The following is a 23342-nucleotide window of genomic DNA, read 5'->3' as shown; positions in this document are numbered from 1 at the left end:
GTTTAAAAGGCGTAAGTAATGCCGAGCATGAAGTCATTGGAGGCAGCCTTTGTGTCTGCATCATAAGCGGTATGTTCATCACCAGCATAGTGATTTTTTGAAATGCTTACTTTGCCTGCATTAATGTATTTATAACTGGCGTCAATCATAATATTATCTGTTACAGCATATTTTGCACCGATACCTGCGCCCCAGGCAAAGTTATTTTTTGAAGCAGACAGAGTTTCATTAATACCAAAACCAACAGGAATGGTGTTATTACTTAGCTTCACATGAGCGAGGCCAACGCCTGCGCTGATATAGGGTGTAAACGCCGTACTATTGTGAAAATCATAATAGCCATTAACCATGTAAGTGGTCATTCGGACCTGATTTTTTACATTTATGTGTACTGGCTGACCAAATGCAATAATATCCTGCCCGCCTTTAGCATCCGTCTCACCTCTGAAAGTGGTATCCAGTTCTAAACGTACTGGAAGCTGGAATGGATCATAAAAGTCATAACCGATAGCAACCCCGCCGCCAAAAACGCCTTTGGTACGGTCAGGTAACGTTGCATGACCATTGACTATCTCATCCTGGCTGAAGGTTGAGTTGATTCCATAGACATTTACTACAGATGTCCCCGCTTTCCCGGTGATATAGATCCCTTCTTTTGCTGATGCAGTAGCGGACCAGGCTACCACAAGGGGAATGATGCAGACTGCGAAAAAGTTTTTCATTTCAGAACCTGCTTTAACATTGGGCTAAAAGACAAGTTTCACGGTATAGGGTGTGATATAACGATTACATAAACGAAGCCCAAAAAACGGTCTATTGTAACGCTGGGTTTTCTGTAAGCGGGTAAAAAATGAGATGAAAATTTTAAATAACAATACGATAATCGTCGGTATGGAAATCCATCTCCTCGCCAAATTGCCCCACGTACGGTTTCACTTCTACGTTATGTAACGGGTAGTGTTAGATAGAGCGATGCTGTAAGAAAAAGATGAAGATGAATTTGTACCCGACCTGGATAAAGCCCGTTATCCAGAAATAACGGGCAAAAATATTTACTCAAGTGCCTGGGCGAGATCTTGTTGTACCTGTTGACGCTGCTCTGGTGTTAAGACTTTGCTTAAATCAAAATAATATTTAACCCGATAATAGCGAGCCTGTTGTTCTATGTTACTGAAGGCTGCAAGCTGCTGTTTTACGGCGGCGTCATCCCATTTACCGGATTTAATCACCTCTATCAGCGCACCGTCTTTAATTCCCTTCATAGAAATCTGACTGACGTCGGTTTCCAGTTGTTGGTGAAGTTTTTTGATCCGGGTAATCTGATCGTTTGTCAGCTTCAGATGCTGGACAATAGGATCCTGGGCGGGCAGGGGAGGATTGGGGACAGCGGTGGCGAAAGCGCCAAAAGAAACGCCCGCCAGAGTCGCTGCCAGTAAAGTTGTGCGTACAAAGTTTTTCATGAAGATATCCTGATAAGGGAGTGATTAACCGTTTTTATTACCCACGAATGGCGAGCAATTATCTTAGAGCCTATCCCAGTAGGCGTTATTGGCGCAGCCAGTTTGGACACGGACAGCGCGCAAAAACCGGAGCGTACACGTAGTACGTGAGGATTTTGAGCACTGCCCAGGTCCAAAATGGCAAGTAAAATAGCCCTAATGGGATAGGCTCTTAGTCAGAATACGTTGCCTGCCACATTACGCCACGCGAATTTGTTTTACGGAGAGTTACGGAGTGAAACAATCCCGCCGCGGTGAGCGGCAGGTTGCTTACAAGGTGAATGGATCGGCATCGCGCCAGGCTGGAAATTTTTCGCGATAGTCCTGCAAGGCGACGAGAGAAAGATCGGCATCGATACGTGTCGCCTGGTGTGGTTCGGCGGTGGCGATAATATCACCCTGGGGATTAATGATCCGGCTATCGCCGCGATAATGTAACCCGTTGCCATCGGTGCCAACCCGGTTGCAGCCTGCGACATAAGCCTGATTTTCAATAGCGCGCGCTGTCAGTAATGTTTGCCAGTGTAGCGAGCGCGGCGCAGGCCAGTTCGCTACATACAGCGCCAGATCGTAATCATTGCGGTTGCGCGACCATATCGGAAAGCGCAGATCGTAACAGATCAGCGGCAGGATGCGCCAACCGCGCCACTGCACGATGATGCGTTTATCGCCTGCGGCATAATGTTGATGTTCATCCGCCATACGAAACAGATGGCGCTTATCATAGAGATGAACCTTACCTTCCGGTTCAACCAGTAAGAAGCGATTTACGGCGCCGCGCTCAGTTTGTAGCGCCGCGCTGCCGGCAATCAGAGCGTCAGTTTGTCGGGCTTTGGCCTGCATCCACGTAATCACGCTATCTTGCGAAAGTGAGTTATTAGCGGCCTCCATCGCGAAGCCGGTGGTAAACATTTCAGGCAGAACAATCACATCCCGGCCAGATACGAGCTCTAGCTGTCTGTCAAAATGACGCAGGTTTGCCGGGCCGTCCATCCAGACTAAAGGTTGTTGCAACAGAGTAATTTTCAAACCAGACACGATCGGAGCTCCTCATTGAACAGCGTCTTTACACTGTAGCATGAGCAATAATAAAAAAGCGGCAAGAAAAAGCCCCGCGAAAGCGGGGCAGGAAAGACACGAGACTGATTATGCGGCTTCGACTTTACGCACTTTCTCCGGCAGCTTTACCGGCCTGGTCGCCAGCGCTTCAGGTTCAAAATCATCAACGTTGATACTGCGCAGGCGGCTCTCTTCCGCTTTCGCCAGAATGGCGGCTTCATCTTTATCAATCAACCCTTTCGCCAGTGCATTGCGCGCCAGTTCATCCAGACGAGTAAACGGCAGATTTTTACCCAGTTCTTTGCAGATGCGCTGGTGGATAGGGTCGGCAGCGATGACATCACGCAGCGCTTCTTCCAGTAAACCGACCGGATTATGTTTGGCGGGCGTCAGATACTGACCGCGCCCAATGCGTGAACGTGTGGCGTTCGGCACCTGCAGGATCTTCGCCACGGCGTGATCCAGCTTATCAGACGGCGCCAGATAATGACGGCCAGTCGGGAAGATCATCGCGGTGAGCAATCCGGCCACGACGCGGTTCGGGAAGTTTTGCAGCAGATCGTCCATCGCTTGTTCAGCACGATACAGCGCATCCTGTACGCCCCAGTGCACCAACGGCAGGTCGGCTTCGTGGCGACCTTCGTCGTCGTAACGCTTCAGTACGGCTGAGGCCAGATAAAGCTGACTCAACACATCGCCCAGACGCGCGGAGATACGCTCGCGGCGTTTCAGGCTGCCGCCCAGTACCGCCATTGACACGTCGGACAGCAGTGCCAGGTTTGCGCTCAGTCGGTTCAGATGCTGGTAATAACGCTTCGTGGCGTCGCCGGTTGGCGTATGGCTCGTTAATCCGCGGGTCAGGCCAAGCCAGAAACTGCGGACGGTATTGCTGCCGACATGACCAATATGTTTAAACAACAGTTTATCAAAGGCATTGACATCATTATTCTGCGCTGCGGCCATCTCTTCCAGTACATAAGGATGGCAGCGAATGGCGCCCTGACCAAAGATCATCATGCTACGGGTCAGGATATTCGCGCCTTCCACGGTAATCGCGATAGGCGCGCCCTGGTAAGCACGCGCCAGGAAGTTGCTCTCGCCCAGCATAATGCCTTTACCCCCAGTGATATCCATCGCGTCGATAATGGACTGCTGGCCGCGGTGGGTGCAGTGGTACTTCACGATAGCCGACAGTACCGCCGGTTTTTCGCCCAGCATAATGCCGTAGGTGATTAACGATGCGGCGGCATCCATCACATAAGCGTTACCTGCAATACGCGCCAGCGGTTCTTCAATACCTTCCATCTTGCCGATAGAAATTTTGAACTGACGACGAATGTGAGCATAGGCGCCGGTTGCCAGCGCGACGGATTTCACCCCGCCAGTGGAGTTGGACGGCAGGGTAATACCGCGTCCTACCGACAAACATTCCACCAGCATACGCCAGCCCTGTCCGGCCATTTTGGGGCCGCCGATAATATAATCAATAGGCACGAAAATATCGTTACCGCGGGTTGGACCATTCTGGAACGGAACGTTAAGCGGGAAGTGGCGACGACCAATTTCCACACCCGGCGTTGAGGTGGGGATCAGGGCGCAGGTAATACCCAGCTCTTCTTCTCCGCCTAACAATCTATCCGGATCGGAAAGCTTAAACGCCAGGCCCAACACGGTAGCTATCGGCGCCAGCGTAATGTAACGCTTGTTCCAGGTCAGGCGCATACCCAGCACCTGCTGGCCCTGCCATTCGCCCATGCAAACCACGCCGGTATCCGGAATGGCGCCTGCATCAGAACCTGCTTCCGGGCTGGTCAGCGCAAAGCAGGGGATCTCCTGGCCGCGCGCCAGTCGCGGCAGATAGTGATTCTTCTGCTCTTCCGTACCATAGTGCTGCAATAACTCGCCAGGGCCGAGTGAGTTTGGAACGCCGACGGTGATAGCCAGAATCCCGGAGACGCCGGACAGTTTTTGCAGTACACGGGACTGCGCATAAGCGGAGAACTCCAGCCCGCCATACTCTTTTTTAATGATCATCGCAAAAAAACGATGCTCTTTCAGGTAAGCCCACAGTTCCGGCGGCAGATCCGCCAGTTCATGGGTAATCTGGAAATCGTTCGCCATCCGGCACGCTTCTTCTACCGGACCGTCGAGAAACGCTTGCTCTTCGGCAGTGAGTTGCGGTTGCGGATAGTTGTGCAGTTTTTTCCAGTCTGGCTTGCCCTGGAACAGATCGCCTTCCCACCAGGTTGTACCGGCATCAATCGCTTCTTTCTCGGTGCGCGACATCGGCGGCATGACCTTACGGAAGCCGCGGAACACCGGTGCGGAAATCATGGATTTTCGCATCGGTGTGAGGTTAAACGGCACGAGGATAATGGCCAGAGGAACCAACAGCCAGATGGACCACAGGCCAGCGACGCCAAGTGCGGCGGTCCAGGCGAGCAGAATCAGGCTGCTGAGAAATAAACTCACGCGGTGATAGAACAATGCGCCGAGCAGAATAACCGTAGCGATAATACTCAAAATCATCATAACGAAAGCTCCCTTGCTTGTAGGAGGTCTGACCACTTGTGATGATTAGGTTGTAGTAGATGTAAAATTTTTTAGCAATGTGTTTACAAAATAATTACAACAAAGCTCACATTGTTGCCGTTTTTGGGGGCACGAAAAATCAAAAGCGTGAGGCGTTAATTCGGCTTATGCTTCTCGCCTGTACTGCTATCCGGTACACTGCATACTGTCATTTACATTCATGCTGAAGGATATCCTCATGTACCAGGATCTTATTCGTAACGAACTGAACGAAGCGGCGGAAACGCTGGCTAATTTTTTAAAAGATGACGCCAATATTCACGCTATTCAGCGCGCGGCGGTCCTGTTGGCTGACAGTTTTAAAGCGGGTGGTAAGGTACTTTCCTGCGGTAACGGCGGCTCCCATTGCGATGCGATGCACTTTGCTGAAGAGCTGACAGGTCGTTATCGTGAAAATCGTCCGGGCTACCCGGCAATTGCGATTTCTGATGTTAGCCATATATCCTGCGTCAGTAATGATTTTGGCTATGACTATATTTTCTCTCGTTACGTTGAAGCGGTAGGGCGCGAAGGCGATGTCCTGTTAGGGATCTCGACGTCGGGTAACTCTGGTAACGTGATTAAAGCGATTGCCGCGGCCCGTGAAAAAGGCATGAAAGTGATCACGTTGACCGGCAAAGACGGCGGCAAAATGGCGGGAACGGCGGATATTGAAATTCGCGTACCGCACTTCGGTTATGCCGATCGTATTCAGGAAATTCATATCAAAGTGATTCATATCCTGATTCAGTTGATCGAAAAAGAGATGGTTAAATAACTATACCCGTCATACTTCAAGCTGCAGGTGCGTTGGTTGCGCTCAGAAACCCCAGTCACATAGTTATCTATGTTCCTGGGGATTTCCTCCCTTACCGCCTTCCTGCAACTCGAATTATTTAGGGTATAGCATATTGTTTTCTTTGATATTTTGAGTTTTGATTGGCTGTAAAAATTACGCCTTCCCGCTTAAGGCGTTTGTGGAGGTGATGTATGTGCGAACTGCTTGGGATGAGCGCCAATGTGCCGACGGATATCTGCTTTAGCTTCACCGGACTGGTGCAGCGTGGCGGCGGAACCGGGCCGCATAAAGACGGCTGGGGAATTACCTTTTACGAAGGAAAGGGCTGTCGCACGTTTAAAGATCCGCAACCGAGCTACCATTCGCCGATTGCGAAACTGGTACAGAATTACCCGATCAAGTCCTGCTCGGTTATCGCCCATATCCGTCAGGCTAATCGCGGTGAAGTGGCGCTGGAAAATACGCACCCTTTTACCCGGGAATTATGGGGACGCAACTGGACTTATGCTCATAACGGTCAGCTCAACGGTTATAAGTCGCTGGAAACCGGTAATTTTCGTCCGGTGGGGGAAACCGACAGCGAAAAAGCGTTTTGCTGGCTATTGCATAAATTAACGCAGCGTTATCCCCGCACGCCGGGCAACATGACAGCGGTATTTAAATATATTGCGACACTGGCGACGGTATTACGTGAAAAAGGCGTTTTTAACATGCTGCTGTCAGATGGGCGATATGTGATGGCGTTTTGCTCAACCCATTTGCACTGGATCACTCGCCGGGCGCCGTTTGGCGTAGCCACGCTGGTGGATCAGGATATGGAAATTGATTTCAGTTCACAGACCACGCCAAATGACGTGGTTACCGTGATTGCTACCCAGCCGCTAACGGGGAATGAAACCTGGCAAAAGATTATGCCAGGCGAATGGGCGTTATTTTGCCTCGGAGAGCGTATAATTTGAGGCCAGCTGTGGCTGAACGACTTCGTGACTCAACGGTTTGCTCACGACGTAACGTCCATCAACGATAGAAACAGTTGGCGGCTTATGCGTCTGTTCAAAATAATCGTAGCCGGGTTTTAGCTGCGCCCAGAAATCTTTGTAATAAGAATATTTATGACGCTGCATATTGGCGTCGGTCATCCGGAACGGATAAATACTCACCTGCACGCTCGGCTGACCAAAGACCAGCGCGGCGGTGACAAACTGGAAAATCTCATCAATGCCGTTGTCGGTCATGGCATAGCAGCCGACGGAAACACAGGCGCCGTGAATCATCAGATACTTACCATCATAGCCATGCGCGCGATCGTAGGCATTGGGAAAACCAATGTTGATGGCCTTATAAAAACGGCTGTCTGGCTTGAGTTGATTACGCTGAACGCTGTAAAACCCTTCCGGACTTTTAAAATCGCCCTGACGGCGTTTCGGGCCTAACCCGCCGGAATAGTTGCAAATTTTGTAGCTATCAAGCAACTGGTATTGCTCACCCATTTTGACGTAGAGATCAAGAGTGCGCTCTTCTTTAAAAATCTGAATATAGACCGGTGAGCCCATTAACTGCTGCTTATACTCTTTACTGACCGGCGTGACGGGGCTGCTGCTGCTCAGCAAACCGGCAAATGAGACGCACGGCATCAGAAGCATCGCAAGAAAAAATGCGATTTTACGCATACTGCTTGTTCCTTGATAAAACGGTTACACACGCCAGAACGGCAAAAGAGTCCCCAAATCGGAGTAATCTGGATTTGGAGCGCTCACATTAGCACCACGGCAGTTTTTCGCAAGTCCCCGTGTGTACGTTTACAATTTTCCCGCCGCTTTCGTCGTCATACCTTCGAATATGTCGCATTTTTAACGCGAATGTATCTTTGCGCGCAATAAAACATACTGTACACTTAAACAGTATTGTGGGGGCGAGCGATGCGCAAAATCATACATGTTGATATGGACTGTTTTTTTGCCGCGGTAGAGATGCGTGATAATCCGGCGTTACGCGATATTCCCATTGCCATTGGCGGGAGTCGTGAGCGAAGAGGCGTTATCAGTACCGCCAACTATCCTGCGCGCCAGTTTGGCGTACGCAGCGCGATGCCGACTGCCATGGCGCTAAAGCTGTGCCCCCATCTCACCTTACTGCCTGGCCGCTTTGACGCCTATAAAGAGGCTTCGCGGCATGTACGTGACATCTTTTCCCGCTACACTTCACTGATTGAACCGCTCTCGCTGGATGAAGCCTGGCTGGATGTGACTGACAGCCCGCACTGTTATGGATCGGCGACTCTGATCGCCAGGGAGATTCGTCAGACTATTTTCAATGAACTGCAACTCACCGCCTCTGCCGGCGTTGCGCCAGTGAAATTTCTGGCGAAGATCGCCTCCGATCTCAATAAACCGAACGGGCAATATGTTATTACGCCAGCCGATGTACCCGACTTTCTTAAAACGTTGCCGTTAGCCAAAATTCCAGGCGTGGGGAAAGTTTCCGCCGCCAAACTGGAAAATATGGGGTTAAGAACCTGCGGGGATATTCAACAGTGCGATCTGGCGATGCTTCTCAAACGCTTTGGTAAATTTGGCCGGGTATTATGGGAGCGTAGTCAGGGTATTGACGAGCGTGATGTTAACAGCGAAAGGCTGCGTAAATCGGTAGGCGTTGAGCGTACTCTGGCGGAGGATATTCATGAATGGTCGGACTGCGAGGCCATTATTGAGCATTTATATCCGGAGCTGGAGCGTCGTCTGGCTATAGTGAAGCCCGATTTACTGATTGCCCGACAGGGCGTTAAATTAAAATTTAATGATTTTCAGCAAACCACTCAGGAACATGTCTGGCCGCAATTAAATAAAGAAGACTTAATTACCACCGCCCGTAAAACCTGGGACGAGCGTCGCGGCGAGCGCGGCGTACGGTTGGTGGGGCTACACGTAACGCTGCTCGACCCTCAATTGGAACGACAGTTGGTGTTAGGGTTATAAGTCAGGCCATTAAGATTTTATCACTATTACGATTGCGCCATCTAAATTTCAGTATTACTATACCCGCGTTTTCTCATTCTCAATAACTGCAAAGGAGGTTCATCATGACACTTTATTCTCTGAACGCACTTTGCAGACATTTCCAGGATTAATTTTCTCTTATTGCTCTGGATTAGTCTGCCATTTCCTGATTTTTTAATTCATATATGGAATGGTATATGGGCAATTATATTCGTCCTTTATCAGATGTGGTATTTTCTATCGCATCAGATAACCTGTGGATCGAAGATTCCGCGATCCAACAATTATATACGACGGCTAAGTTAACCGGTATGAGACGCGTTATCGGGATGCCAGATCTGCATCCGGGGCGCGGTTACCCTATTGGCGCAGCCTTTTTCTCGCGTGGACGTTTTTATCCGGCGCTGGTCGGCAACGATATCGGCTGCGGCATGGCGTTATGGCAAACGGATATTTTAGGGCGTAAATATAACGCCGATAAACTGGAGAAGCGGCTGGCGTCGCTGACTGACGTGGCGGACGCGCAGTGGCTGGAGGAGAATGTCCCCGCCGCAATGCAGCATCATTCGTGGCGCTCTGCGCTGGGTTCCATTGGCGGCGGCAATCATTTTGCCGAGCTGCAGCAGGTCGATCGCATCGTCGATGCTGATTCGTTCGCTTTGTCGGGGTTGCAAAAAGCGCAGTTATTACTGCTGGTACACAGTGGTTCACGCGGTCTGGGGCAAGCTATCCTGCGTCGTCATGTGGAGGCGTTTTCGCATAACGGTTTGCCGGAAGATAGCGACGATGCGCGCCGCTACCTTGCAGAACATGACGATGCGCTGGCATTTGCCCGCAGTAATCGCGCGCTGATTGCCCGCCGGATACTGCAACAGCTCAAGGCTGAGGGCGAACCGCGGCTGGATGTGGCGCATAACTTCGTTGAACCCTGTACTGTCGCGGGTGAGGCGGGGTGGCTGCATCGTAAAGGCGCTACGCCAGATGGGCAGGGACTGGTGATTATCCCCGGCTCGCGCGGCGATTATAGCTGGCTGGTGAAACCCGTCGTCAGCGAGGAGAGCCTCTTCTCCCTGGCGCATGGCGCGGGGCGCAAATGGATGCGTACCGAGTGTAAAGACCGGTTATCGGCAAAATTTACCCCACGACAGCTCTGCCGTACCGGGATGGGTAGCCGGGTGATTTGCCGCGATCGCCAGCTCATTTATGAAGAAGCGCCGCAGGCGTATAAATCCATCGATAGCGTTGTGGATTGTCTGGCAGACGCCGGACTGATTACGCCAGTTGCCTGCCTGCGTCCGGTGCTGACGCTGAAAACCTCAGGGGAGAAAAGCGCATGATCTTACTGCAACTTTCTTCCGCACAGGGACCGGACGAGTGTTGTCTGGCGGTAAAAAAAGCGCTGGATTGTCTGACGAAAGAAGCCGCCAGAGAAAAGGTATCGTTGACGCGACTTGAAACGGAGCCGGGACGATTACCAGACACGCTGCGTTCCGCGCTGGTCTCGCTGGACGGCGAAAAAGCTATGGCTTTCAGTGAACGTTGGTGCGGCACGTTACTGTGGATTTGTACCAGCCCGTATCGCCCGCACCATGGGCGAAAAAACTGGTACGTCGGCATTGGGCGCTTTTCCGCCGACGAACACATACAGTCTGATGAGATTCGTTTCGAGACTCTGCGCTCTTCCGGCCCGGGTGGGCAGCACGTTAATAAAACCGACTCGGCAGTGCGGGCCACGCACCTGGTGAGCGGGATTAGCGTGAAGGTTCAGTCGGAGCGCAGTCAACATGCGAATAAGCGTCTGGCCCGGCTGCTGATTGCCTGGCGGCTGGAACAGCAACGGCAAAATGAGTGTGCGGCGTTGAAGTCTGAAAGGCGTCTGTTCCATCATCAGATTGAGCGCGGCAATCCGCTGCGGATATTTAAAGGAATGGCGTTTACGCCACAATAATTCGGTGCTACCAGCGCTGTTATCGGGCTGTCTGGCTATTCGCGTGTAGCCGCAGCGCTATTCAGCGCATCCAGGAGAGCTTATCTGGCAATGGATACCCGATATTCCATATTGATAGCCCGTCCAGAAATGAGACGGGCATTTTAGCGCTTTCTTACTTCGCAGGAATCGCTTTCAGCAATTCGGTCAGCAGAGTCCAGTAGTGGCCGACGCTTTCGATATGTACCTGCTCATCCGGAGAGTGAGGTCCGGTAATGGTAGGTCCAATAGAGACCATATCCATATCCGGATAGGGTTTCTTAAACAGACCGCATTCCAGGCCGGCGTGGATAATCTGGATGTTCGGTGTCTTGTTGAACAGACGCTGGTAGGTTTCCCGCACCAGGTGCATGACCGGCGAGTTCGCATCGGGCTGCCAGCCAGGATAGCTGCCTTTTGCTTCGGTTTTCGCGCCAGCCAGCTTGCCCAGCGAATCCAGCATACTCACCACATAATCTTTACCGCTGTCGATAAGAGAGCGAATCAGGCAGTGAATTTCGACATTCGCATCAGACATTGTGACCACGCCAACGTTCAGCGATGTTTCCACTACGCCTTTCGCCACGTCTGAATTGCGGATCACGCCGTTCGGCGTTGCGTTCAGCAGGCGCACAAAGGTATCGCGTGACGGCGCGGTCAATGCGGCTTTATCACTGGCAACCTCATTGAGTTGCAGCGTCAGGTTTTTCTCTTTTTCCGCCAGTTCGTTTTTCAGAATATCCTGGTAAGCGTTCACTAATGTTTTCAGAGCGCCTACGTTGTCTGCGGCAACGGCGAGGGTAGCGAACGCTTCGCGCGGAATCGCGTTACGCAGCGTACCGCCGTTGAAATCGATCAGACGCAGATCCAGCTCTTCTGCGTGCCCGGCCAGAAAACGCGCCAGCAATTTGTTGGCATTGCCAAGGCCGAGGTGAATTTCACCACCGGAGTGGCCGCCTTTCAGGCCTTTCAGGGTTAGCTTAAAGCATGCAAATCCTGCGGGTACAGCTTCACGGGTCAACGGCAGATTAGAGGTAAAATCGATGCCGCCTGCGCAGCCCATATAGATCTCACCCTCTTCTTCAGAGTCGGTGTTGATCAGGATGTCGGCCTGCAACCAGCCGGACTGGAGGCCGAACGCGCCATCCATGCCGGCTTCTTCGGTCATGGTCAGCAGCACTTCCAGCGGGCCGTGGACGACATTATCATCAGCCAGTACCGCTAACGCAGAAGCCATTCCAATACCATTGTCGGCGCCGAGCGTAGTACCGCGCGCTTTAACCCATTCGCCATCAATATAAGGCTGGATAGGATCTGTAGTGAAGTCGTGAACGGTGTCGCTATTTTTTTGCGGCACCATATCCAGATGCGCCTGTAAAACGACCGGCTTGCGATTTTCCATACCTGCAGTGGCGGGCTTACGGATCAGAATATTACCGACCTGGTCGCGATCCACGTAAAGGCCTTTCTCTTTGGCCCAACTCACAATATGTTCCGCGAGTTGCTCTTCGTGATAGGACGGGTGAGGAATAGAACAGATTTTGGCAAAAATATCCCACAAAGGTTGTGGTGATAACTGAGACAGTTCAGACACGATAAGTCTCCTTGGCGGTGGTCTGAAAAACGTTCTTACAGGCCACAGGGTTAGCGGAATTGATAACTCTTACGAGATGCGACTGAGAATACCACTTTCTCCGCCTGCGGGTAGTATAAAGCATACAAAAAGAGGCGTGGATTCCGCTAAACACTGGTTTTTAGCGCGTCAGGTCTCTATAATCTCGCGCAACTATTTCCCCCTCGAACACTTTTTAAGCCGTAGATAAACAGGCTGGGACACTTCACATGAGCGAAAAATACGTCGTCACCTGGGACATGTTGCAGATTCACGCACGCAAACTGGCGAGCCGCCTCATGCCTTCAGAACAATGGAAAGGCATTATTGCCGTAAGTCGTGGCGGCCTTGTACCGGGCGCACTACTGGCGCGTGAATTGGGCATTCGTCATGTCGATACCGTATGCATCTCCAGCTACGATCACGATAACCAGCGCGAACTGAAAGTGCTGAAACGTGCAGAAGGCGACGGCGAAGGCTTTATCGTCATCGACGATCTGGTCGATACCGGCGGCACCGCCGTCGCGATTCGCGAAATGTACCCTAAAGCGCATTTCGTCACGATTTTCGCTAAACCGGCGGGCCGTCCGCTGGTTGATGATTATGTTATTGATATTCCTCAGAACACCTGGATTGAGCAGCCCTGGGATATGGGTGTGGTATTTGTACCGCCGATTTCAGGTCGTTAATCAGCAGTTTTTCAGAGCGCCCGGCAATGCCGGGCGCTGTTTTATTGGTTACAATAAGCCTCTATGAGTATCCAAGGAGGCTGCACGAATGACACAGGCTAACCTCAGCGAAACCCTGTTCAAACCCCGCTTTAAACATACTGAAACGTCTACCCTTGTCCGTCGGTTCAATCGTGGGTCGCAGCCGCCCATGCAATCCGCGCTGGACGGTAAGAACGTCCCGCACTGGTATCGCATGATAAACCGCCTGATGTGGATTTGGCGCGGCGTTGACCCACGAGAAATCCTTGATGTGCAGGCGCGCATTGTGATGAGCGACGCAGAGCGAACGGATGATGATTTATACGATACGGTCATCGGTTACCGCGGCGGCAACTGGATTTATGAGTGGGCAAAGCAGGCGATGGACTGGCAGCAGAAAGCCTGTCAGGAACAGGACGCCATGCGCAGTGGACGCTACTGGCTTCATGCCTCAACGCTCTATAACATTGCCGCCTACCCACATTTGAAGGGCGATGAGCTGGCGGAGCAGGCGCAGGCGCTGGCGAATCGCGCCTATGAAGAGGCCGCGCAGCGGTTGCCCGGCTCGTTACGTGAAATGGAATTTGCCGTTCCTAGCGGTTCGCCTGTCACCGCGTTTTTACATATGCCGAAAGGGGATGGTCCGTTTCCGACGGTGCTCATGTGCGGCGGCCTGGACGCCATGCAAACCGACTATTACACCCTGTATGAACGCTATTTCGCGCCGCGCGGTATCGCGATGTTAACGCTTGATATGCCTTCGGTTGGATTTTCATCAAAGTGGAAATTAACCCAGGATTCCAGCTTGCTCCACCAGCATGTGTTAAAAGCGCTTCCTAATGTCCCCTGGGTGGATCATACCCGTGTTGCGGCGTTTGGTTTCCGTTTTGGCGCCAACGTTGCGGTGCGTCTGGCCTATCTGGAAGCGCCGCGTTTGAAAGCGGTGGCTTGCCTGGGGCCGGTGGTCCATGCGCTACTTAGCGATCCGCAACGACAGAGCACGGTGCCGGAGATGTATCTGGATGTTCTGGCCAGCCGTCTGGGTATGCATGATGCTTCGGATGAGGCGCTACGTGTGGAGCTCAATCGCTATTCGTTGAAAGTACAGGGGCTACTGGGCAGACGTTGTCCTACGCCAATGCTTTCCGGCTTCTGGAAAAACGATCCTTTCAGCCCGGAAGAAGAGTCTCGCTTAATTACAACATCATCTTCAGACGGTAAGCTGATAGAGATCCCTTTTAACCCGGTGTACCGCAATTTTGACCACGCGCTGCAAGAAATTACCGACTGGATTAATCATAGATTGTGTTAATAGATTGATAAATTCTATTGATTTGGTAAAACAGTTGCTTCATTAAAGGAGATCGCAATGACGTTACCGAGTGGACACCCGAAAAGTAGATTGATCAAGAAATTTACCGCGCTTGGCCCCTATATCCGGGAAGGGCAGTGCGAAGACAATCGTTTTTTTTTCGATTGCCTGGCAGTTTGCGTCAACGTGAAGCCCGCGCCAGAGAAGCGTGAATTTTGGGGCTGGTGGATGGAGCTGGAAGCACAAGAGAAACGCTTCACTTATCGTTATCAGTTTGGTTTGTTTGATAAAGAGGGCAACTGGACCGCAGTGCCGATTAACGAAACCGAAGTGGTGGAGCGACTGGAATACACGCTACGCGAGTTTCATGAAAAGCTACGCGACCTGCTGATTTCTATGGAGCTGGCGCTGGAGCCGTCTGACGATTTCAACGACGAGCCGGTAAAACTGTCGGCATAACCCTGCTGCCATGCCTGATGGCGTAGCGCCATCAGGCACAATGCGACTTATCAGAACTGGTAGGTCAACCCTATTGCCACAATATCATCGTCATTAATGCCTAACGTGTTATCGCTATCAAGCTGATTGATTTTGTAATCTACAAACGCGGACATATTTTTGTTGAAGTAATAGGTTGCGCCAACGTCAATGTAATTCACCAAATCCTCACTGCCGACGCCCTCAATATCTTTGCCTTTTGACAGCACATAGCCTAATGACGGACGCAGACCAAAATCAAACTGATACTGGATAACCGCTTCGAAATTTTGGGTTTTATTGGCAAATCCGCCGGAAACTGGCGTCATGTTGCGGGTTTCTGAATAGAAGGTCGCAATATAAATATCATTCGCGTCATATTTTACACCCGTAGCCCAGGCTTCGGCTTTATCGCCCGTACCGCGGCGCTGCAGATTTTGCTCCCTGGTGCGATCGGAGAGAGTATAAGCGCCGCTGACGGCAAAATCGCTGCCGCCGAAATCATAGCTCACGGATGTGCCGAAGCCGTCGCCGTTTTGCTTTTTCACATCGCGATCTTCGTTTTTCCCCTGATACTGTAAGGTAAGATCCAGTCCATCAACGATGCCGAAGAAATCGGTATTGCGGTAAGTCGCCAGCCCGCTGGCGCGTTTAGTCATAAAATTATCGGTCTGGGCGGAAGAGTCGCCGCCGAATTCGGGAAACATATCCGTCCAGGCCTCAACATCGTACAGCGCGCCCAGGTTACGTCCATAGTCAAAAGAACCGATATCTTTTAATTTCAGACCAGCAAAGGCCAGGCGGGTTTTTTGCTGGGACGAATCACTTTCGGCTTTATTACCGGCAAACTCAGCTTCCCAGCGCCCGTAGCCGGTCAATTGATCGTTAATTTGCGTTTCGCCTTTAAAACCAAAACGAACGTAGCTTTGATCGCCATCTTTGCTGTCATAATCGCTCATATAGTGCATGGCTTTAACTTTTCCATACACATCAAGCTTATTACCGTTTTTATTGTAAACCTCGGCGGCGTGAACAGATGCTGATGCGATGATACTCACCACTATTGCCAGAGTGCTCTTATTCATTTCCATTCCTGTTTTAATTACGCGCTATGATTTGTCGGGAGACCCGGTAAAAAACAGGAAGGTTTTTAACGTTCGGTAATGAAAGATTTATGACAAAGTGAGAATTTTTTTAAAAAAATATGTTTAATTGTTGCGGTAATAAAATGGTCAAATTCTGCCGCTACGCTTGCTGATCCTGCGCAACAAAATTTCACGCTACGCGTACAGGTTGTTGGCAACCGGAGCCAGTCCTGCTAAAACGTTCATTTGGTCTTTATTTCTTATTTTGAACGGCAGAGAATCATGAGTGACAGCCAGACGCTGGTCGTAAAACTCGGCACCAGCGTGCTAACAGGCGGATCGCGCCGCCTGAACCGTGCCCATATCGTAGAACTTGTCCGCCAGTGCGCGCAGCTACACGCCGCGGGACATCGTATTGTTATTGTTACCTCTGGCGCGATTGCCGCCGGACGTGAACATCTCGGCTACCCGGAACTGCCGGCAACGATCGCCTCTAAACAGCTTCTGGCGGCGGTAGGGCAAAGCCGCCTGATTCAACTGTGGGAGCAGTTGTTTTCAATTTACGGTATCCATATCGGGCAGATGCTGTTGACGCGTGCGGATATGGAAGACAGAGAGCGCTTTCTGAACGCCCGCGATACGCTGCGTGCATTACTGGATAACCATATTGTGCCGGTTATCAATGAAAATGATGCCGTTGCGACAGCGGAAATTAAAGTGGGCGATAACGATAACCTTTCCGCGCTGGCGGCGATCCTGGCAGGCGCGGATAAACTGCTGCTGCTGACCGATCAGCAAGGATTATTTACCGCCGATCCGCGTAGCAATCCGCAGGCGGAGCTTATCAAAGATGTGTATGGCGTTGACGATGCGCTGCGCTCTATCGCGGGAGACAGCGTTTCCGGACTGGGGACCGGTGGTATGAGCACTAAGCTTCAGGCGGCAGACGTGGCCTGTCGCGCGGGTATTGATACGATTATTGCCTCAGGCAGTAAACCGGGCGTGATCGGCGATGTGATGGAGGGGATTTCCGTCGGCACCCGTTTTCATGCGCAAGCCTCGCCGCTGGAGAACCGCAAACGTTGGATCTTCGGCGCGCCGCCGGCAGGCGAAATTACGGTTGATGAAGGCGCAACCGCGGCAATGCTGGAACGTGGCAGTTCACTTCTGCCAAAAGGCATCAAAAGCGTGACGGGCAATTTCTCGCGGGGGGAGGTCATCAGAATTTGTAACCTGCAAGGGCGTGATATCGCTCATGGCGTCAGCCGTTATAACAGTGATGCTCTGCGGCGGATAGCCGGCCACCACTCTCAACAAATCGATGCGATTCTGGGCTATGAATATGGCCCGGTCGCTGTTCATCGTGATGACATGATTACTCGATAAGGAACAGGCATATGCTGGAACAAATGGGCATTGCTGCTAAAGCGGCGTCGTATAAGCTGGCGCTGCTCTCCAGCTGCGAAAAAAATCGCGTGCTGGAAAAAATAGCCGATGAACTGGAAGCGCAAATGGAAAGTATCCTCAGCGCGAACGTACAAGATGTTGAGCAGGCGCGAGCCAACGGCCTGAGCGAAGCGATGCTGGACCGCCTGGCGCTGACCCCTGCGCGTCTGAAAGCGATTGCTGACGATGTGCGCCAGGTCTGTAATCTCGCCGACCCGGTCGGGCAGGTGATCGACGGCGGTCTGCTGGACAGCGGCCTGCGTCTGGAGCGCCGCCGCGTGCCGTTGGGCGTGGTTGGCGTTATCTATGAGGCGCGTCCGAACGTTACCGTTGATGTGGCTTCTTTGTGTCTGAAAACCGGTAATGCGGTGATTCTACGCGGTGGGAAAGAGACGCATCGCACGAATGCCGCAACCGTTCGTGTCATTCAGAAGGCGCTGAAAGCTTGCGGTTTACCGGAGGCAGCGGTTCAGGCGATTGATAATCCGGATCGTTCGCTGGTCAATGAAATGCTGCGTATGGATAAGTACATCGATATGCTGATCCCGCGCGGCGGCGCAGGCTTGCATAAACTGTGCCGCGAGCAATCCACAATCCCAGTGATTACCGGCGGGATTGGCGTGTGCCATATTTTTGTTGATAGCAGCGCAGACATCGCCCCGGCGCTGAAGATTATCGTCAACGCCAAAACCCAGCGCCCGAGCACCTGTAACACGGTGGAAACCTTGCTGGTGCATCAGGACATCGCAGAACGCTTTTTGCCTGTGCTGAGCAAGCAGATGGCGGAGAGCGGCGTAACGTTGCATGGGGATGAAACCGTCATGCAGGCACTGCATGGCCCTGCCAAACTGGTGCCGCTGAAACCGGAAGAGCTGGATAACGAGTTTCTGTCTCTGGATCTGAACGTTGTGGTGGTCGAAAATATGGATGGCGCTATCGCCCACATTCGCGAACATGGTACTCAGCACTCCGATGCGATTTTGACGAGTGATATGCATAATGCTGCGCGTTTCGTGAACGAAGTGGATTCCGCTGCGGTTTATGTCAACGCCTCTACCCGTTTTACCGATGGCGGGCAGTTTGGGCTTGGCGCAGAAGTGGCGGTCAGCACGCAGAAATTACATGCCCGCGGTCCGATGGGGCTTGAAGCGCTTACCACCTATAAGTGGATCGGCTTTGGCGATGGTACGATTCGTGCGTAATTAATGTCGAGCGGTGCAAAAATAGCCGGTTGAGTAGCAAGGCTATTGACGCACCGCCCGGTTAGTTTTAACCTTCTATCCCGTGATTCACCCGCGTGAACACACCCTTCTCAGGGCCGATATAGCTCAGTTGGTAGAGCAGCGCATTCGTAATGCGAAGGTCGTAGGTTCGACTCCTATTATCGGCACCATCCCTTAGTATTTCCAAGTCATCTCAAATCAACAAAACCCTTTAAAAACATAGATATCACGCGATTCTTCGTCATTTGACGTCAACCCCTATCTCTTGAAATCAACATACAATTGGGGGCACAATCGGGGGCATGTTCTGTTCGGTCTAGGAAATGTGCCCCCAATGATGCTGAATGCCCGCAAGGTTGAAGCCGCTAAAGGAAAAGAGAAGAGCTATAAGCTATCTGATGGAGGTGGCCTGTACCTTCAGGTTGAACCTAATGGCTCGCGTTACTGGCGTATGAAGTACCGTTTTGCTGGTAAAGAGAAGCGCTTGTCCTTTGGTGTCTATCCAACAGTCACCCTCGCCGATGCCAGACAAAAACGCGAAGACGCAAAGAAACTACTCGTCGCTGGTGAAGATCCTGGCGAAGTGAAAAAAGCAAAGAAGCATGCTTTAAACGCAGCGATCGAGACACTTAACCCATTCAGAGAAGTGGCGTTAGAGTGGCACAAAATGAAATCTCCCAAATGGTCTGAGGGCTATGCTTCAGACATCATTGAGGCGTTTGAGAAAGACATTTTCCCGCATATTGGACACAGACCTATAGCCGATATTCAGCCCCTTGAACTGCTTGAAGTTCTGAGGTTGATAGAAGCACGAGGCGCTATGGAGAAAGCGAAGAAAGTCCGTCAGCGATGCGGGGAAGTTTTCCGCTATGCCATCGTAACGGGTAGAGCAATCTACAATCCGGCACCGGATCTTGCCAGTGCGATGCAAGGACATGAAGCAGTCCACTATCCATTCCTCAAAGCCAACGAGCTGCCGGAGTTCTTTACTGCCCTTAACGCTTATTCAGGAAGCCCAATTGTATTGCTGGGGGCACATTTACTTATCCTGACGGGTCTAAGAACAGGAGAGCTAAGAGCAGGTGAGTGGCGTGAGGTGGATTTTGATAATGCGGTGTGGGAGATTCCCAAAGAACGTATGAAAATGCGACGTGCTCATATTGTGCCGCTTTCAAATCAAGCATTAGTCCATCTTGAAACCTTGAAAGAACTGACTGGAAACTATCCTTTGATGTTTCCTGGGCGTAACGATCCAAGTAAGTGCATGAGTGAGGCCAGTATTAATCAGGTCTTTAAGCGTATTGGATATGCTGGCCGTGTTACTGGCCATGGCTTCAGACACACAATGAGCACTATTTTGCATGAAAAAGGCTTCAATAGCGCATGGATTGAAACCCAGCTTGCACATTTGGATAAAAATGCTATTCGGGGGATATACAATCATGCTCAGTATCTTGAGGGGCGTCGGGAAATGATGCAATGGTACAGTGATTTTATTGGTGGAACGGAGTCTTGAGTAATGGCAAATAATACTCTCAAGCTTCATCGAACTCATTATAGCATTAGTGAGACCGCTAAAATATTGGGCTGCGATGAGCAAGATGTTATTTATATTGCGGATGAAAAAGACATTCCATTGTCTCTAAGAATGTGTGGGCGATGGTCTTTTTCAAAGCATAAAGTAAGAGATGTGGACTCTTTTATTCAGAATATAAACTCTTTGAAAAAGGACAAAGATGGTTTTAGTTATATATCTGAGTTTAGTTTGATTAAGATTAATGAAGTTAAAAAAGATAAAAAACTGGTGCTGGCGAGTACAAAAGGCTATTTCCAAATGCCACCAAAAGTTAAAAGTGATTTCGTTTTTTATGAGGGGCAGTTCCCGGAGTACCCATCATTGTTGTCTCCTGCTGGTGCCACCTATTCTGAAATGGTCAAATATATTCAAATTGACTGGAAAAATGATGATGGATTTGGATATGAGGGAGATGCGTACCTGGAACGGGAAGATGTAAAGAAATTGCATCTAATATTAAATGATGATGTTTCTAATGATAAATATAAATCGTTATCAATTGCACAGCAAGAAAGACATGCTACCAAGAGAAATGAGATTCTAAGTGTAGCATTATATCTTTATAAAGAGGACATGGCATACCGAAAGGAAAATGCAGCAGCCCTTGCTGACCTTATCTTTAGTCGGGCTGAGGAATTTTGGCCTGATAAAAAAGAGCCTCCGCTATCACACCAAATTATTAGCAAACTAATATCATCTATATTCAAGAAACCCTCATTTACAAAAAATTAACGATTTTGGCGAGTAAGGAAATTTTTCTTACTCGCCTTTTTTATGTTTTTGAACGATGTTTTAATCCTCTTCGTTGATATAGATTGATACATAGAGAGGAACTCATTATGGGGTTTACTGATAATCGTCCATCTGCTGACTCGCTCATTGATATGAAATTCATTACATCTGATTGTCTGTTTACTGATAAATGGATTTATAAACTGATTTCTTTGGGACGTTTTCCTAAACCAATCAAGTTAGGTCGTATGTCTCGATGGCGTGCTGGTGACTACTATGCTTGGCGTGATAGTCATTCTTCAGAGTAAAAACATTAGTGTTAGACGTATTTATGAGGAGTTTATATGAATTACCGTCTACAACCGGCGGGGAATCAATACATATCCCTTCCAATTAAGAATGAATATGTTTCCGTGTTAGGGAACTATAAAGTAAGCCCGTTTAAAGAGACTCATAGCGACACGGCCTGTATTGTGCGTATTATTGAAATATTTTCACTGAATAAGCTGCGCACTAAAGGTGAAAAGCTGTATTCACTTACGGGGTTAACAGTACCTGATACGGAAGCTGTGGCGAATGAGATCAACCTACTCCTGACCCGTTATGCCCAGTTGTGTCGTCAGGAAGAGGAAAAGTTATCTTTCCGGCAGCGTGAAGTGACAAATGCGGAAGTTGCATGGAAAAGCACATTCTCAAAAAACGGCGTCAGTAGCATTGCTGAAGCCAAAACGAATAAAACGGGGCATGCTGAACGAGCGGATGCTGAACGGTGTTACCATCTGGCTGTTTCCCGGCTGAATGAGCAACATAGCCGACTGAGCACAATCAAGCTTTTACCGGGCGTACTGGCCGATGAAGTTAACTACATTGGTAAGGGAGTTGAGAAGCGTTTACTGAGCATATTTCCTCAATCCGGCCAGATCCCTGCTGATTTTATTTCTGTGTTTAATGACGGTGACGTTGTTCGTGATATTAAATTTATTACAGATGCACTCAAATCTTTGTCTGATTCTGTGAATGAAATTATTAGCCGTTGTAGCGTTCCAACTGATCGTTATGTATTAAATAACGGTGGAATGGCAAGAACTATGGCTTACAGGGAGTACTATCGAGCAGATAATTATGTATTACGTTCAGTCGTAAGTGACCGGGATTATGTTGAGCATGTAATGAAATACAATCGGGTTACTGAGTACAAAAATAAAATCTTTTCTTAAATACTAAAAAAGGTGAGAAACTATGTATGCCTTCAAAACTGAAAGGCCGGACGCAGCACGTCGTTATCATAATAAATTCGTTATTGGCACTAACTATCAGGAGGAATCAAAAAGACGCTTTGCATTAAGCGAACCCACTGAAAATATACTGCGTACCTCAATTCTGGAATCCGGGTGGCTTATTAAAAATATCACGCTACGTGATGTTAACGCCGTGTCAGGTAATGCCGTCAATATTGGTGCCAGTGAACTGCATACCGGACGTGTGGATGGTGGCCGTTTCCACAAAAAAATGGCAGTCAATGGTACGGAGTTCTTTCTGACAGAGACGGATACCTGCGCCCGGATCAGCTATTCCGATATGTCTCATATTTACCATACCGGCGTGCCGGATGAGTTTGAGAAAACGGTTGAGAGCTTTTTTGCCCAGGCATATGCGCTGGACATGCTGCGGGTCGGTTTCAATGGTGTGTCGATTGCAAATACTACAAACCCGGAAATCAATAAAAAAGGAGAGGATGTCAATATTGGCTGGCATGCACTGGCGAAAGCCTACGGGAACGGGAAGCAAATCATCTCTGAGCCTGTCACTTTGGGAGAGTCTGGCACCTGGAAAAATATTGATGCGCTGGCCAACCATCTGATTACAGAGCTTATTGCTGAGCAGTTTCATGAAGATCCCCGTCTGGTTGTACTGGTTGGGGCAGAGCTGGCAGCACATCAACGCCTGAAGTTATTTAATGCCGCAGACCGCCCGGCTGATGTGAATGCTGCACAGATGGCTACAAGTTCTGTTGCTGGCCGCTTTGCGTTTATTCCCCCGTTTATGCCGGGTAAGCGTCTGGCAGTAACAACGCTGGATAATCTGCATATTTACACCCAGGCGATAACACGCTGGTTTCGTGCTGAGTTTGATGATGAAAACAGCGAATACGTGCATTCCTACCTGCGCAATGAAGGCTATGCACTCGGTGAACCTGAACTGTACGCGGCTGTCGATGAGAGCGCCCTGACGTTTGCGGATTGACTTAGCGACAGAAAGACCCGCTCAGAGGCGGGTCT

22 protein-coding genes and 1 tRNA gene are annotated in these 23342 nt (G+C 50.1%); 16 read left to right on the top strand and 7 right to left on the bottom strand.

All coding sequences use genetic code 11. From position 1 onward, the window contains the following. Positions 1-2: 2 nt before the first annotated feature. The 4 genes from pagN to fadE form a co-directional block, all read right to left on the bottom strand. Positions 3-722, bottom strand: coding sequence for an adhesin/invasin protein PagN (gene pagN / locus OLG56_RS16925; RefSeq protein ID WP_000787605.1), 720 nt, complete (start codon positions 720-722; stop codon positions 3-5). A 330-nt stretch (positions 723-1052) separates the two neighbouring features. Then, entirely contained in the window at positions 1053-1460 is a 408-nt protein-coding gene (locus OLG56_RS16920) for a Spy/CpxP family protein refolding chaperone (RefSeq protein WP_000788200.1), read from the bottom strand. A gap of 309 nt (positions 1461-1769) precedes the next feature. Beyond that, entirely contained in the window at positions 1770-2537 is a 768-nt protein-coding gene (locus OLG56_RS16915; protein ID WP_000015789.1) for an amidohydrolase, read from the bottom strand. 108 nt (positions 2538-2645) lie between these two features. After that, complete coding sequence (gene fadE, locus OLG56_RS16910) at positions 2646-5090, bottom strand: acyl-CoA dehydrogenase FadE (RefSeq protein ID WP_000973034.1); 2445 nt, start codon at positions 5088-5090, stop codon at positions 2646-2648. 238 nt (positions 5091-5328) lie between these two features. Here fadE and lpcA point away from each other — a divergent pair, with 238 nt between their 5' ends. Together lpcA and OLG56_RS16900 are read left to right on the top strand one after the other, a co-directional pair. Further along, positions 5329-5907 (top strand): D-sedoheptulose 7-phosphate isomerase, encoded by a 579-nt coding sequence (lpcA, locus tag OLG56_RS16905; protein WP_000284051.1) that lies wholly within the window; start codon positions 5329-5331, stop codon positions 5905-5907. Positions 5908-6119: 212 nt separating this feature from the next. After that, positions 6120-6887 (top strand): class II glutamine amidotransferase, encoded by a 768-nt coding sequence (locus tag OLG56_RS16900; RefSeq protein WP_000333387.1) that lies wholly within the window; start codon positions 6120-6122, stop codon positions 6885-6887. On the opposite strand, the gene dpaA is transcribed toward OLG56_RS16900, so the two are convergent. Further along, on the bottom strand, positions 6858-7598 hold the full coding sequence (dpaA, locus tag OLG56_RS16895) for a peptidoglycan meso-diaminopimelic acid protein amidase (RefSeq protein WP_061377241.1): 741 nt from the start codon (positions 7596-7598) through the stop codon (positions 6858-6860). The two genes, OLG56_RS16900 and dpaA, sit on opposite strands and share 30 nt — an antisense overlap. A gap of 249 nt (positions 7599-7847) precedes the next feature. On the opposite strand from dpaA, the gene dinB reads away from it, so the two are divergent. The 3 genes from dinB to prfH all read left to right on the top strand — a co-directional run bounded on the left by dinB (position 7848) and on the right by prfH (position 10872). Then, positions 7848-8903, top strand: a complete 1056-nt coding sequence (dinB, locus tag OLG56_RS16890; RefSeq protein ID WP_001226198.1) for a DNA polymerase IV — start codon at positions 7848-7850, stop codon at positions 8901-8903. Positions 8904-9121: 218 nt separating this feature from the next. Beyond that, positions 9122-10261 (top strand): RNA ligase RtcB family protein, encoded by a 1140-nt coding sequence (locus OLG56_RS16885; protein ID WP_079900548.1) that lies wholly within the window; start codon positions 9122-9124, stop codon positions 10259-10261. Continuing rightward, complete coding sequence (prfH, locus tag OLG56_RS16880) at positions 10258-10872, top strand: peptide chain release factor H (RefSeq protein WP_000602087.1); 615 nt, start codon at positions 10258-10260, stop codon at positions 10870-10872. Before OLG56_RS16885 ends, prfH begins: the two co-directional genes overlap by 4 nt. 154 nt (positions 10873-11026) lie before the next feature. On the opposite strand, the gene pepD is transcribed toward prfH, so the two are convergent. Beyond that, the gene (gene pepD / locus OLG56_RS16875; protein WP_001292977.1) at positions 11027-12484 is read right to left on the bottom strand and encodes a cytosol nonspecific dipeptidase; all 1458 of its coding nucleotides are present in this window, start codon (positions 12482-12484) and stop codon (positions 11027-11029) included. 248 nt (positions 12485-12732) lie between these two features. On the opposite strand from pepD, the gene gpt reads away from it, so the two are divergent. The 3 genes from gpt to crl all read left to right on the top strand — a co-directional run bounded on the left by gpt (position 12733) and on the right by crl (position 14983). After that, positions 12733-13191, top strand: a complete 459-nt coding sequence (gene gpt / locus OLG56_RS16870; protein WP_001292018.1) for a xanthine phosphoribosyltransferase — start codon at positions 12733-12735, stop codon at positions 13189-13191. An 88-nt stretch (positions 13192-13279) separates the two neighbouring features. Continuing rightward, positions 13280-14524, top strand: a complete 1245-nt coding sequence (gene frsA, locus OLG56_RS16865; RefSeq protein WP_079778760.1) for an esterase FrsA — start codon at positions 13280-13282, stop codon at positions 14522-14524. A gap of 57 nt (positions 14525-14581) precedes the next feature. Continuing rightward, on the top strand, positions 14582-14983 hold the full coding sequence (gene crl, locus OLG56_RS16860; RefSeq protein WP_000174693.1) for a sigma factor-binding protein Crl: 402 nt from the start codon (positions 14582-14584) through the stop codon (positions 14981-14983). A gap of 50 nt (positions 14984-15033) precedes the next feature. Here the strand turns inward: crl and phoE are convergent, their stop codons facing one another. After that, positions 15034-16086 carry a phosphoporin PhoE gene (gene phoE / locus OLG56_RS16855; protein ID WP_001043667.1) on the bottom strand — a complete coding sequence of 351 codons (1053 nt, stop codon included), beginning with the start codon at positions 16084-16086 and terminating at the stop codon, positions 15034-15036. 282 nt (positions 16087-16368) lie between these two features. Between phoE and proB the strand changes: the two genes are divergently transcribed. From proB to OLG56_RS16815, 8 genes are all read left to right on the top strand, one after another. Continuing rightward, positions 16369-17472 carry a glutamate 5-kinase gene (gene proB, locus OLG56_RS16850; RefSeq protein ID WP_001285275.1) on the top strand — a complete coding sequence of 368 codons (1104 nt, stop codon included), beginning with the start codon at positions 16369-16371 and terminating at the stop codon, positions 17470-17472. A gap of 11 nt (positions 17473-17483) precedes the next feature. Continuing rightward, a complete protein-coding gene (proA, locus tag OLG56_RS16845; RefSeq protein WP_000893218.1) occupies positions 17484-18734 on the top strand; it encodes a glutamate-5-semialdehyde dehydrogenase in 1251 nt (416 codons plus the stop codon). 115 nt (positions 18735-18849) lie between these two features. After that, positions 18850-18925: transfer RNA gene (locus OLG56_RS16840), tRNA-Thr, on the top strand. Positions 18926-19089: 164 nt separating this feature from the next. Continuing rightward, positions 19090-20271 (top strand): tyrosine-type recombinase/integrase, encoded by a 1182-nt coding sequence (locus OLG56_RS16835; protein ID WP_006762593.1) that lies wholly within the window; start codon positions 19090-19092, stop codon positions 20269-20271. 3 nt (positions 20272-20274) lie between these two features. Continuing rightward, on the top strand, positions 20275-21063 hold the full coding sequence (locus OLG56_RS16830; protein ID WP_006762594.1) for a hypothetical protein: 789 nt from the start codon (positions 20275-20277) through the stop codon (positions 21061-21063). A gap of 107 nt (positions 21064-21170) precedes the next feature. Then, complete coding sequence (locus OLG56_RS16825; RefSeq protein WP_000507057.1) at positions 21171-21371, top strand: helix-turn-helix transcriptional regulator; 201 nt, start codon at positions 21171-21173, stop codon at positions 21369-21371. 36 nt (positions 21372-21407) lie between these two features. Then, a complete protein-coding gene (locus tag OLG56_RS16820) occupies positions 21408-22280 on the top strand; it encodes a hypothetical protein (protein ID WP_023209378.1) in 873 nt (290 codons plus the stop codon). A gap of 22 nt (positions 22281-22302) precedes the next feature. Next, a complete protein-coding gene (locus tag OLG56_RS16815) occupies positions 22303-23307 on the top strand; it encodes a P2 family phage major capsid protein (RefSeq protein WP_006762596.1) in 1005 nt (334 codons plus the stop codon). Positions 23308-23342: the final 35 nt, after the last annotated feature.

The organism is Salmonella sp. 2018103 (assembly GCF_026247685.1).
GTDB lineage: Bacteria > Pseudomonadota > Gammaproteobacteria > Enterobacterales > Enterobacteriaceae > Salmonella > Salmonella enterica.
This window is presented reverse-complemented; position numbering and strand designations above follow the sequence as displayed.